Genomic DNA, 12,514 nt, shown 5'->3' with positions numbered 1-12,514 from the left:
AAACAGCGGGTTAAAGAATTTTGTGCGGCGCTGCTATGGCGCCATTCACTTGGCGATACGTATTTGTCGCGTGTCCCTTTCAACTGCAAGGAGTTATTTATGGCTACCAAGAAAAGTGTGGAAAACAGCGGAGACAAATTCATCGAAGAAGTGAAAGCGAGCTTGGATGAAGCTGAAAAACTGATGCGTGAGGCCGCTGAAGCCACGGGCGACAAGGCCGGTGAGCTGCGTGAGAAGGCGCTGCGCTCTCTGCGTGTGACCCGGGATTCCCTGCACGATGCTCAGGAAGCCGTGGTCGAGCACAGTGTGCGTGCCGCCAAGGCAACCGACAACTATGTCCACGACAAGCCCTGGCAAGCCATTGGCGTGGCCGGTATTGTGGGCCTGATGTTCGGTATGCTGATCAGCCGTCGTTAATCTGTCTTTGCTCTGCGCTGCGGGCCCTTTGCGGGGTTGCAGCAGCATAAAAAGCAGCCCTGCCGATCTGGACTTTGCGGTCCAGATCGGCAGCCTCTTAGAAATCAGGCTCTTGCCATTGCATGCAATGGCAAGATGTCGCAGAGCAGGGATAAATCATGGCGCTTAGGCAAACTATCAGTCAGCTTGGTTCTACCTTGATAGGGGCTGTCAGTACCAGGCTGGAGCTGTTCGCTCTGGAAGCCGGTCAGCAAAAGGCAAGCCTGATAACCATCTTCAGCATGGTGTTTGGCGCACTGCTGTTCTCCACTCTGGCGGTGCTGGTTTTCAGCTTGTTGCTGGCCTTGTACTTCTGGCCTACGGATTATCGTTACTGGGCTTTGGGAGTGCTGGTCGTTCTGTATGCCGGTTTGGGAGTGGGTCTTTTCCTGGCCGTACGCCGTCGTCTGACTACAGGCCCGATTCCTTTTTCGGCCACCTTGTCCGAGTTGCGTCGCGATGTCGCGTTTATTGAGCGCTTGAGGGATTCCGAGGGAGACGGCAAATGAGCACGAAGCAAGAGAGCATGTCCGCCCAGGAGCGGGCTGTGCGTATTGAACTGTTGCGAGTCCGCGCCTCGTTGGAGCGGCAGACCATGTCGTCCCAGATCCACTCCCTGGGCGAAGATTTAAGCCCCGGCAATTTGTGGAACAGCGTCAAGCCGTCGGGTTTGAGCATGGGCGGTGTAGTCACCAGCGCGCTGTCCTTGTCGCGCCGTTATCCGTTCCTGTTGTCCGGTGCTTCTGCCGTGCTGAGCAGTTTTGGCGGGCGCTGGATGCGTATCGGGGCTTTGGCTCTGGGAGCCTGGAAACTGTTTGATTCTTCCAAGTCGGCACGCGAGAAAGCACGCAATGTACTGGTTCCGGTACGACGCAAAACCGATGTGGACGAGTAAGTCTGCTTGTCTGTTTGAAAACCGGCCCAGGCCGGTTTTTTTTTGCCTGCCGCAAGCTCGGCGTTCTGCCTGACTGGTTTTTGAAGGCGGCAAGGCTTATGCTCCGATAATAAATAATTCCAGAACAAAGCTACCCACATCAGGAGACATAGCCCGTCATGCAGGTGCCATTACTGAATGCCTTAAGAACCTTTACGGTGTCGGCGCAAAGGTTGAACTTCACCAAGGCGGCAGAAGACCTGCTGGTCTCTCCCTCGGCAGTCAGCCACCAGATCAAGGTGCTGGAGGAGTATTTGGCTTGCAAGCTGTTTCTGCGCAAGAACCGATCTCTGGAACTAACGGATCAGGGTCAGTTTCTATTCGACCGTTTGCAACGGCCGTTTTACGAGATCAATCAGGCTTTGAGCGAATTGCGCATGCCGCACGGCAAGAGCCGCATCAATCTATCCTTGCGGCCCTTTGTGTCCAGCATGTGGTTTACCGGGCAGTTGGGAGACTTCTGGCTGAAGCATCCAGACATTGAAATCAACTTGTTGCACAGGCTGCAGGCTCCGGATTTTTTCAGGGACAACATCAATTTTGCTATCGTCTGGGGCAAGCAGGGCGATTGGCCGCAGTTGCAAACCTTGCGTATCATCCCCGGCAATTTGACGCCTGTTTGTGCGCCGTCTTACCTGCAGGCGCATGGCAAGATTACGTCCCCAGAAGATCTGAACCTGCATGTGCTGATTCATGAAGAAAATCAGCTGTGCTGGGAGCAGTGGTTACGCAAGGCAGCAGGACAGGAGCTGACGGCCAAGAAGAGCTTTCACATTGATGACACCAATGTGCGCATGAATGCGGTCTTGAATGGCCAAGGGGTGATGCTGGGCTGTCCGGCCTTGCTGAAGCCTTTGATCGACAGGAAGGAAATCGTCCAGCTGTTCAATGTGTGCCTGGAAGAGTACGCCTATTTCCTGGCCTACCCCAAGGAGGCAAACCTTAGCCGACAGGAGCAGGAGTTTGTGGATTGGGTGGCGTCGATTGCAATACGCTAGGCGATAGCTGCTAGATGGCTTCTATGTGTTGTGCTCGGTGACCGGGCTTTCTCAGCTCTTTGCTGATCTTGTCGCTGTCCCTGCGTCTTTAAAAAAACCTGCAAATATGCAGGTTTTTTTATGTGTCGGCCTTTCCGAACCAGGCTGGATGCTCATCGCTCATCGCTCATCGCTCATCGCACGTCGTTCATTGCTCATTTCTCAACGATCAGGGTGTGGAACCCCGATCTGATGCGTGTGACTGGAGGCTATATCAAGCTTCGCATAGTTCTCACACCGCTCATGCCTGCTTGCCAAATACCTGGCACGCAGCCATGAATCGGGTTTCATGACGCTGCGAATTTCCACACTTTGCAGTGCTTGCGACCTACCGCTTTCTCGTTACCTATATTCAGCAACAAAAAAAACTCATCGTTCCGTCAAATTTGCTCAATTTTCAAGCGTCGCTCCCTGTCGCATGATTGGCCTGACCTAATAAAAGCCATTCATGGTGCTTATGCAAACCAGAGGAGATACTGAGATGAATACCGCTCTACGCTCGCCCATTGCGATTGAAGAATTTGACCGCAGCTACTTTCAGCAGGAAACCGACGAGGTTTTCGCCTTGCCCCCCGAGTGCTTTACCTCGGAAGAGTTTTTCCAGTTTGAGCTGAATGCCGTCTGGAAAAAGCAGTGGTTCTGTGTGGGCCGTGCCACTGACATCCCCAATGCCGGTGACTTCTTCACCTTCGACGTAGGCAATGATGCGCTGTTTGCCATCCGCACTCGTGAAGGTGGCATCAATGTACTGTCCAATGTCTGTCGTCACCGCAATATGCTGTTGCTGGAAGGGGCAGGCAATGTACGCCGCATCAGCTGCCCCTTGCACGCCTGGGTCTACAACATGGAAGGCGAGCTGGTTTCCGCCCCAGGTCTGACCGATACCGGTGCCAGCTTTGACCCCAAGAGTGTTTGTTTGCCCAAGATCCGCGCCGAGGTTTGGGAAGGCTTTATCTTCATCAACTACGACGCCATGGCACCGGCCTTGCACACCCGCCTGGGCAATCTGGGCAAGCAGTTGGCGAACTACCGCATGTCCGAGCTGAAGTCCTCGGAACCGTTGAAGATGGAAAGTTTCGACTGGAACTGGAAGATCTTCAATGACGAGTGCTATCACTGCAGCTTTTTGCACGCCTCCTCCTGGGGCGGCATGTATGAAACCAATCCGGATCGTGTTGATGAAACCGCTGTCTTCAATGATGTGGCCAATGGCATTGTCTCCTATAACCTGCTCTCCACCCACAAAGACGCCGCCCCTACGCATACCGGCTCCATCTTGCAGCCGCCCATGAAGGGCTTGACTGACCAGGAGCGGACCCAGCTTTCTTACGTGACCGTGGCTCCCAACCTCTTGCTGGTGGCCATGCCCGACAAGGTGAAGTACTTCATGTGGCTGCCCAAGAGCGCCAAGCAGTCCACCTATGGCGTGTCCTGGATGTACCCGCAGGAAACGTTGGAGCGCGAGGACCACAAAGAGAAGTTCGATCAGGAACACGATGATCTGTACCCCGTGATGATTGAGGACCTGTTTGCCTGGCGTCGTTCGCATCAGGGCATGCAATCCAACTTTGCCTCCCGTGGTCGTTTGACCAATGAAGAGCTGGTCATCAAGCGTTTGCAAAACTGGCTGATTGATCTGTACCGCGCAGAAGAGCGCCGTGTGGACGAGCAAAGCCGGGTATTGCCGATCCGAGCGATTGCCTAAGGGAGCAGGAGCAGCATCATGCAGCAAACTTTGCAAACACGCGTGCTGAAGAAAACCAGGCTGTCAGAGCGCGTTGTGGGCCTGACCCTGGGTTTGCAAAACGGGGACGCGTTCCCTGTCTGGGAGCCGGGTGCGCATATTGAGCTGGAGCTGGCGGTGTCGCAGACCGAACCGCTTTACCGTCAATATTCCTTGTGTGGCCAGCAGGCCAATACCCGTGAATGGCAAATTGCCGTTCTGAAAGAAGAAGCCGGGCGGGGCGGCTCTGCGTATATCCATGAGGTGTTGCAGGAAGGTGATGCGCTGGCTGTCAGCGTGCCGAAAAATCACTTTCCCTTTGCTGCAAACAAGAAGTGCTTTTTTGTGGCCGGGGGCATAGGCATCACGCCTATCGTGCCCATGGTCCAGGCCGCTGCGGCAGCCGGCCTGGACTGGCACTTGCTGTATCTGGCAAGAAACGCAGCGGATTTTATTTTTCTGCAAGAGCTGCAACAAGTGGATGCTGCGCGTATCACCACGCATGCCTCCAATCAGGACGGGCTGTTTGATCTGCAAGGCGTATTGAAAACGCTGGATGCACAAACCGTCGTCTATTCCTGCGGTCCGCAACCATTGCTGACCGCTTTGGAAAACTATCAACAGGAACAGGCCGATATTGGCTGGCAACTGGTGCTGGAACGCTTCTCGGTAGAGACCGATCCGGCCCTGCTGCAAGGTAAGGGCTTTACCGTGACTTTGCAAAAGTCGGGCAAAAGCATCGCGGTAGCGGGGGATGAAACGATTCTGGCCGCCTTGAAACGGGAAGGCGTACGGGTCAAGTGCTCATGTCAGAACGGCACCTGCGGCACCTGCGAAACTGTGGTGATTTCCGGTTTGCCGGAGCATCGGGATTTTGTGCTGTCGCCAGAAGAACGGCAGCTGAATGAAACCATGATGATCTGCGTTTCGCGCGCCTTGTCGGCCGAACTGGTTTTGGATCTATAACAATAAACAGGAGAAACACCATGAAAAAAGTGGTGGTTACAGGCGGCTCGGGTCGTGTGGGCTCGTACGTCGTACAGCAATTGATGCAGACCATGGATGTGGTCGTGGCGGATCTGAAACCCAGCCAGCATCAGGTTTCCTTTATTCAAACGGATGTGATGGATCTGGAGGCCGTGCGTGCGGCCACCAAAGATGCCGATGCCGTGATTCACCTGGCGGCGATTGATTTCGACTGGAAGGCTGCTGAGGAGCAGTACATCAACGTCAATGTGCGCGGCACCTGGCATGTGCTGCAAGCCTGTCGCGAAAACGGTGTCAAGAAAGTGGTGCTGTGTTCCAGCATTTCCGCTTGCGGTCTGTCCGAGATGCGAGCTGATTGGAAACCCCGTTATCTGCCTGTGGACGAGGCCCATGAAAACAAGCCTTATCAGGCCTACAGCGTCAGCAAGATCATCATGGAGCAGATGGCAAAAAGCTTTAGCGATGCCAGCGATATGGAAGTGATCTGTCTGCGTCCGCTGGCCGTGGTGCTGCCGGAAACCATTGCCGAGTACATCCAGTTCGTTGACAGCCCGCAGCGTAACTGGCTGTTCTATTACATCTGGGCTGCGGATCTGGCGCGTGCCTTTGAGGCCGCCGTGAATCTGCAAGGTTTACGCTACGGCGTGTTTTTCATCAGCGCAGACGATAGCTCCCACCCCCTGGCAACCACGGACTGGTATCAGCAGATTATCGGCCCTGTGCCTGAAATCAAGAACCCGCGCTGGTATCAGAACAATCCCCGTGCCTCCATTTTCAGCAGCCATGCGGCCAAGGAAATTCTGGGCTGGCAACCAAGCACGGACTTCCAGCTACTGCGCCAGGAATACGCGGTGGAAAAAGACCTGGCGTGAAACGCCCAGGCACCCATGACGACTATATTGAACACGGAGACTTGAGCATGACGGGAATTAAAACCGGCACCTTGGATTGGACGGGTGACAACCCTTTTATTTACTTGAAGACTGACCCTGAACAGGACTGGTCGTCCTTGTCCCTGTACTTTCGCATCGCCAGCTCGGCGTATGGCAGCGGCCAGGCCATCCTGGTGTTGGACAAGCCTTACGAAGACGGGCAGGACAGCGACGCGCGTTTGCTGATTACGGACAACCAGCCTTTGGCCGAGTATCTGGTACGGGACTTCGTGCGCCATTTTGGTCTGTTTCGCAAGGCGGTGGCGCTGGACAAGTTGCAAGTGTTGAGTGACGGTGTTTTCCAGACAGTGAACCGTTTCCCTGAGCTGGTCAGCGAATCTGTCACCTCCGCCAGTGCAGGTCTGGCGGTGGAATTGCAATGGCATCACATGACGCAGCCAGCGATTTGTGTGGACCTGCCGCAAAGCCAGACCCAAACCCAGCAGCACGAAATGATGTGCGTGTTCCACCCGGCCCAGCAAGCCAGGGTGCTGATCAATGGCACGGCCTTGCCGGGCAACACCATAGAGCGGGACTTTAACGGCTCGCGTGCGCAGTCCGCCAGCCTGGCGAACAGCGAAACCTGGGTGCGCGTGGCGTAAGGAGACGATATGGCTCAGCATGTAGAGACGCAGGCCGTGATGCCAGCCTGGACAGGGGTCCGGCCTCTGCAATCCATTTTGCCCTCGCAAGGCCGCCTGGTCCTGCATGCCGGGCCACCGTTTCGGGATGCACAGGAGTTGCCTGCCGCAATCCGAAATTCGGCTTTGATCGGCATTCTGTATGAGGGCTGGGCAGCTAGCAAACAAGAGGCGCAAGCCTTGCTGGACGCAGGGGGCGTGCAACTGGCTCCCGCGCAGGATTACGGCGTGGTGGTGCCATTGGCCGGAGTGGTCACGCCGTCCATGTATCTGATTGAGGTCAGCGACAGTAATCAGCCCGAAAACAAGAAGTACTCGGTGCTGAATGAAGGCATGCAATGGTGTACCCGCCTGGGTATTTTTGCCGATGAAATGGTGCCGCATCTGCGTTGGTTGCATCAGGGTTTGGGTGCGCGGCTGGCTGCACAGTTTCAGGGGCCGGTCGCTCTGGGGCCTATTGTTCAGGCTTCCCTGCTCAATGGTGATGATGGTCATGCTCGTACCATGCATGGCTCCCGGCAGTTGGCCGACATTATTGTCTCCTGGGGCATTAATGACGACGCCAGCCAAAGCTTTCTATATGGCGCGATGGCCTGGGCCTTGAATTACTGGATGGCCGCCAGTGCCTTGATTCTGGCAAATCAGGCTCCTGCTGATGGCGCGGATGCCATCGTTAAAGTTGGCGGTAATGGCTTGCGCTTTGGTTTGCAATTGGCCAGCTCCATAACTTGGCTGGTTACGGATGCTCCTGTTATTGCTGGCAATAAAGAGCCCGGTAATGAGCAGGCAAAAGCACTGGGTGCCCTGGGCGATAGTGCTGTCGTGGATTTCGTAGGGCTGGGTGGCCAGTGTCTGGATCTGGCGGGAATGAGTGCCAGGAATCTGCACGCCTTTCTACCCTCGGACTACCTGACGCGTCAAAACAAGTTCCTGAAAACCCGCTTGCCCTTTCTGGCCGGGCGCAATGGTATTAGCAATTTTGCGCAAGTGATTGCCAACAATACCGGGCCGTTGGTGCTGCTGGGCATGATTGACGGTGCCGGAGAACGTGGCCGTGTTGGTGGTGGGGTGGCGACGGTGGATGCCTCTTTATTGCAAGCTCTCAAGGAGTGGCAGCATGAAACGACAGTGGTTTAAGCTGCCTTTGCATCAATTGCTGCATGCTCTGCATACGGGCGAAGCCAGTCTGCCGGAGATCGTGGCCTCCTTTTATGAGCGCATTGCTATACGCGATGACAAGATTGGTGCCTGGCAGTATCTGATTGATCAGGACGACTATCTGGCCGAGTACGAAAGCCGCAGTGATTTTTACAAGGCCTCGCCCTTGATGGGTCTGCCCTTTGCGGTCAAGGACGTCATTGATACGGCCGGTATTCCCACCACAATGGGCTCGGCTATTCATCAGGATCGGATTCCGGATATGGATGCCTCCTGCGTTACCGCGATGAAAGCGGCAGGCGGCATTTTGATGGGCAAGACGGTCACGACCGAGTTCGCTTATTTTCAGGCTGGCAAGACAAATAACCCGCATGATGCCGAACGCACCCCCGGCGGCTCCTCCAGCGGCTCTGCTGCCGCCGTGGCTGATTTCATGGTGCCAGTCGCCTTCGGGACCCAGACGGCGGCATCGGTCATACGGCCAGCGTCCTACTGTGGCTGCATTGGCTATGTAGGTAGCAAGAACGAGTTTTCCTTGCGCAATATTCAGCCGCTGGCTCAGTCTCTGGACTCCCTGGGCATACTCAGCAATGACGTGCTCGACACGCTCTTGCTGCGCAATATTCTGCTGCACAAGCCCTTGAGTCTGAGCTCGCCGGGAGCGCAGGCGGCTTGTGTGTTCGGTGTTTTCTCCGGGCAGGCATTGGGTGAAGTTCAGGGCAAGATGCTGGAGACCTTGCAGGCGTGCCAGCAGGATTTGTTGGAACAGGAGCATACGCTGGTGGATTTTCCCTTGCAGGACGCCGTTGTTGAATTGACGGCCTTGCATGCTCAGATCATGGCTTATGAAGTGGCCCGGAATCTGGTGTACGAGCAACAGCAGCATGAAACCTTGAGCGCCCATATGCAGTCCTTGATGAGCACGGGTCTGGCTTTTCCCTACAAGGAGTACATCGCTGCCTTGCAAAGAGCGGACACGCTCAAACAGGCAATGCTGCAGTGGTTTGCAGATAGTGGGGCGGATTTCATTCTGGCACCTGCGGCAGCCGGTGTTGCGCCTTATAAAACCGAAGGAACGGGGGCACCTTTCATGAGTCGTGCCTGGCAGTTGCTGGGTTTGCCGGTGGTGTCCCTGCCTTTGGGGTATTTCCAGAAATTGCCTATGGGTTTGCAGTTGATTGGAAAGCCGCACCAGGATGATGTTTTGCTTTTACAGGCGCGTCAGTTGCAGCAGCGCTTTTTAAACAGCAGTTCAGTTCTGGCGGTGTAGTTTTCTTTTTTCTTTTACGCGTCCTGTTTTTACAGGACGTTTTTTTTGGGCTGCGTTTTTATAGTTTGGGCAGCAGGTACTTTTCAAAGAGCCATTTCAAACCATACAAGGCCCCGAAAATAATAGCGGCAATGGCCAGAAAATCTGCGCTGAAAACGCTTTGCTGTTTATGGGACAGCTCCATATAAACGTGCTCGTCAGCGGGACGGGCATAGGTCATGGGAATGGAGGTCTTGGGTAAAGTGGCCTGCAAGACGACATAGCTGCCATCGTCAGCCGCTTGCATCAGCAGCTCGTCCACCTGCGTGGGAGCCAGACCGTCGTGATGTCCTGGCTTGCACAACTGCCGGGTTCCCTGAGCCCAGTTGTCATTACTCTCGGGGCAGGAGGCCTGGATGCGGTAGCCATTGCTGAATTGAACCGTCAGCCACCCTTGGGCATGCGAGGCGGCGTCGCTGCTTACGGTTACGTCGGTGAGGCTGATGGTGGTCATGGTGCAAATCCCTTGGGCAGTGCAAGCGCATTCTTCAGTCTGCTTAAGGCAGGAGGTGAGTCTATATTTGACGCGGGCTATAGAAGGTTATTCTATAGAAGCCGGTATGGGAATACTGTTTCTGTATGGGCAGAATCAGCTTTATGTGAATTGCTTTTAATGTAAATCAATGCTCTTTTTCCATAAAAAAACAGCCCTGTAAAACAGGGCTGTTGATTGCGGAAAACCAGCGGGAATAAAGAAGGCTTAACTGGCGCCTGCCTTGCCCATGCTGACGGCCGGTTTGGCATCATGAGCCGGCTCGGTGTGGTAGCGGCGCAAAGGCTTGTTGGCGGTTTCGGGCATCAGCACAGTCACCCAGAAAAAGCACAGAACCGCGACCACCGTGACGTAAAACGCGGGAGCCAGATAGCTGCCTGTTTGCGCCGTCAGCCAGATAGCCAGGTAAGGTGCGGTGCCACCAAAAATTGCGAAGGTGATGTTGTAGCACATGCTCGAAGCGGTATAGCGCATGTCGGTCGGGAACATCTCCGAGAGCAGGGTGACGGCCACCACGCTGGCTGCCACCTGACCAATACCGATAATCAGCATGCCGAAAATGGCGGCCTCCAACGAAGCTCCCTTGCTGACGATCATATAGGCCGGAATGGTGAACAGCGCATGCCAGACAGCGGCAAATTGCATCATGCGACGGCGGCCCACCCGGTCCGAGATCACACCGGCAAGCGGGGTCAGGGCGGTGACAAACAGCAGGGCAACCATGTTCGCAGTCAGGGACTGGACGGAGGACAAGCCAATGACCGTGCGCAGGAAGGTGTTCATGTAGGTGGAGAAAATGTAGAAGGACAGGGCGTACAGCACGATAAAGCCGCCCAGCTTCACAATATTGGAACCCTCTGCCTTGAAGACCTGGGACGCGCTGTAGCTGAGCTGACCTTTTTTCTCCGCACGCATCTGCTGGAACTCGGGCGATTCGGCCAGATGATCCCGAATGAAGAAGGCCACGATGCCCATGGGAACGGCCAGCAGGAAGATGGTGCGCCAGCCCCAATCACCCATGGCCTCGGTACCGACAATCGCGGCCAGACCGGCGCTGATCCCGGCTGCCAGTGCAAACGCAAAGTAGGTGGCACCGGACATGGCCCAGGCGTAGGAGTTGCGTTTGTTCATGGGGCTGTGTTCAACGGTGTAGATGGTGGCGCCCGTATATTCGCCACCGGCCGACAGCCCCTGAATACAGCGGATGATGATCAGCAGAACCGGAGCCCAGATGCCAATACTTTCATAGGTTGGAATCAGACCAATGGCGGCGGTGGACCCGGACATCAGCAAGACAGTCAGGGCCAGAATCTTCTTGCGGCCAATGCGGTCGCCCAGCCTGCCAAAGTAGATGCCGCCCAGGGGGCGAACAATAAAGGACACCAGAAATACGGCAAAGGTGGCCAGCAGGCCCGCCATCTTGTCTTCCGAGGGGAAGAAGTTTTGTGCGATGTAGACGGCCATATAGCCGAACAAGGCAAAGTCAAACCATTCAACGATCGTACCGGCCGCTGAACCCATCATTACTTTCTTGATGTGACCCGTATCGGTATGTTCCGATTCGGCCACGGTGCTTTCCCTTTGCATACTTATGTCTCCTCAAGTATTGGGACTATCTGTTTTTTGAAATCAAACCCTGTGGGGGTAGCTGGTTTTTTTATTATTTCTACGTGTCTATCTTTTCTTGGTATTGGTTGAAAGCTCGGCTAGAGCATCGGCTGCAACAGGATGAGTTCCTCCTTTCCGTGGGGCTGGGCATCCGGTCCTGGCATGCTTGCAAAGCGCCATCCAGTGCGTGCTAGATAAGCTAATCCTCTGCAAATTGCTTGTCCATTCACTATTCGCGCACTATTATTGATCGCGATGTTATCAATCTAAAATATGAGCAAAACCATGATTCCCGCACGCCTGGATTTGCATCACCTGCGCGCCTTTAAAACGGTGGCCGAACAATTGCATTTCAAGAAGGCGGCGGAGCTGCTGCACATCACGCAACCGGGCCTGACGCGCATCATCAAAAAGCTGGAAGATGATTTGCAGGTGGACCTGTTTGAACGCAGCACCCGCCAGGTCAAGCTCACAGCGGCAGGCTTTTTATTGCTGCAGGAAATCGAACAGGTTTTTGTGCATTTGGAGCGCGGTATCGAGCTGGCCCAGAAAGCCAAGTTTGGCGATATCGGACACCTGATCATTGCCTATAACGACTATGCGGTGCAGGACGTGCTGCCCAGAACGCTGGAGCACTTCAAGCAGCAGTATTCGAACATCACAACCGATTTGTTATATATGCCCACGCAGCAGCAAATACAGGGCTTGCAGCAGGGCAGTCTGGACCTGGGCTTTGGCTTTGCTTTCTCTGATGACCCCGAGGAACTGGGCGTGCTGTGGAAGCCGGTATGTCGTGATGATCCCATCGTTCTTTTGCAGAGCGATCATCCTTTGGCAAAGGAAAAATCCATTCCCTTGGTGGAACTGGCCAATGAGCGTTTTGTGGTGGGCAGCAAGACGCATTGGCAGGTCTGGCGGCGTTATTTCTATTCCCTGTGTCGACATGCCGGTTTCCATCCCAATTCCGTACAGGAAGCCAGCACCATTACCGGCATCATGAGCATGGTGGCGGCCAATATCGGCATTGCCGTTTTGTCGCAGTCCTTGCGCAAGTACGTGCACCGTGATCTGGTGGCGATTGATCTGGACTTGTCGGGCCAGCATCCGCAGTCCTTCATCAACATCATGTGGCAGGAAAGCAATGCCAATCCCTGTGTGCCTTTATTCATCCAGACCATCTCGTCGGAGCTGATGGCAGCCAGTGCGTAAGGCTTGAGTATTTCTCATGGACCCTTG

Annotated in this window: 13 protein-coding genes; 11 read left to right on the top strand and 2 right to left on the bottom strand. The window is 54.8% G+C overall.

What is annotated here, in order from left to right; translation table 11 throughout:
* The first annotated feature begins 99 nt into the window (after positions 1-99).
* The 10 genes from MID00_RS03860 to MID00_RS03815 all read left to right on the top strand — a co-directional run bounded on the left by MID00_RS03860 (position 100) and on the right by MID00_RS03815 (position 9,138).
* Positions 100-417: a YqjD family protein gene (locus MID00_RS03860; protein WP_009455165.1), complete on the top strand. Its 318-nt coding sequence runs from the start codon at positions 100-102 to the stop codon at positions 415-417.
* Positions 418-575: 158 nt separating this feature from the next.
* Positions 576-965, top strand: a complete 390-nt coding sequence (locus MID00_RS03855) for a phage holin family protein (protein ID WP_009455164.1) — start codon at positions 576-578, stop codon at positions 963-965.
* The gene (locus MID00_RS03850) at positions 962-1,351 is read left to right on the top strand and encodes a hypothetical protein (protein WP_035271170.1); all 390 of its coding nucleotides are present in this window, start codon (positions 962-964) and stop codon (positions 1,349-1,351) included. The genes MID00_RS03855 and MID00_RS03850 overlap by 4 nt, the downstream gene beginning before the upstream one ends.
* Before the next feature lie 158 nt (positions 1,352-1,509).
* Positions 1,510-2,388 carry a LysR substrate-binding domain-containing protein gene (locus MID00_RS03845; RefSeq protein WP_254499724.1) on the top strand — a complete coding sequence of 293 codons (879 nt, stop codon included), beginning with the start codon at positions 1,510-1,512 and terminating at the stop codon, positions 2,386-2,388.
* A 520-nt stretch (positions 2,389-2,908) separates the two neighbouring features.
* Entirely contained in the window at positions 2,909-4,132 is a 1,224-nt protein-coding gene (locus MID00_RS03840; RefSeq protein WP_254499723.1) for an aromatic ring-hydroxylating dioxygenase subunit alpha, read from the top strand.
* 18 nt (positions 4,133-4,150) lie between these two features.
* A complete protein-coding gene (locus MID00_RS03835; RefSeq protein ID WP_254499722.1) occupies positions 4,151-5,116 on the top strand; it encodes a PDR/VanB family oxidoreductase in 966 nt (321 codons plus the stop codon).
* Positions 5,117-5,136: 20 nt separating this feature from the next.
* Complete coding sequence (locus MID00_RS03830) at positions 5,137-6,009, top strand: NAD(P)-dependent oxidoreductase (protein WP_254499721.1); 873 nt, start codon at positions 5,137-5,139, stop codon at positions 6,007-6,009.
* Positions 6,010-6,056: 47 nt separating this feature from the next.
* Entirely contained in the window at positions 6,057-6,671 is a 615-nt protein-coding gene (locus tag MID00_RS03825) for an NAD-dependent dehydratase (RefSeq protein ID WP_254499720.1), read from the top strand.
* Positions 6,672-6,680: 9 nt separating this feature from the next.
* Positions 6,681-7,847, top strand: coding sequence for a DUF1116 domain-containing protein (locus tag MID00_RS03820; RefSeq protein ID WP_250756738.1), 1,167 nt, complete (start codon positions 6,681-6,683; stop codon positions 7,845-7,847).
* On the top strand, positions 7,828-9,138 hold the full coding sequence (locus MID00_RS03815; RefSeq protein ID WP_254499719.1) for an amidase: 1,311 nt from the start codon (positions 7,828-7,830) through the stop codon (positions 9,136-9,138). The genes MID00_RS03820 and MID00_RS03815 overlap by 20 nt, the downstream gene beginning before the upstream one ends.
* Positions 9,139-9,196: 58 nt before the next feature.
* Here the strand turns inward: MID00_RS03815 and MID00_RS03810 are convergent, their stop codons facing one another.
* Both MID00_RS03810 and MID00_RS03805 read right to left on the bottom strand, forming a co-directional pair.
* Complete coding sequence (locus MID00_RS03810) at positions 9,197-9,631, bottom strand: hypothetical protein (protein ID WP_035271159.1); 435 nt, start codon at positions 9,629-9,631, stop codon at positions 9,197-9,199.
* A 246-nt stretch (positions 9,632-9,877) separates the two neighbouring features.
* On the bottom strand, positions 9,878-11,257 hold the full coding sequence (locus tag MID00_RS03805) for an MFS transporter (RefSeq protein WP_022983431.1): 1,380 nt from the start codon (positions 11,255-11,257) through the stop codon (positions 9,878-9,880).
* A 306-nt stretch (positions 11,258-11,563) separates the two neighbouring features.
* Between MID00_RS03805 and MID00_RS03800 the strand changes: the two genes are divergently transcribed.
* A complete protein-coding gene (locus tag MID00_RS03800; protein WP_230940579.1) occupies positions 11,564-12,487 on the top strand; it encodes a LysR family transcriptional regulator in 924 nt (307 codons plus the stop codon).
* The last annotated feature ends 27 nt before the right edge of the window (positions 12,488-12,514 follow it).

It is taken from the genome of Alcaligenes sp. NLF5-7 (assembly GCF_024266725.1).
GTDB lineage: Bacteria > Pseudomonadota > Gammaproteobacteria > Burkholderiales > Burkholderiaceae_B > Alcaligenes > Alcaligenes phenolicus.
The sequence above is the reverse complement of the archived record's forward strand: the minus strand, read 5'-3'. Positions and strand labels throughout refer to the sequence as shown.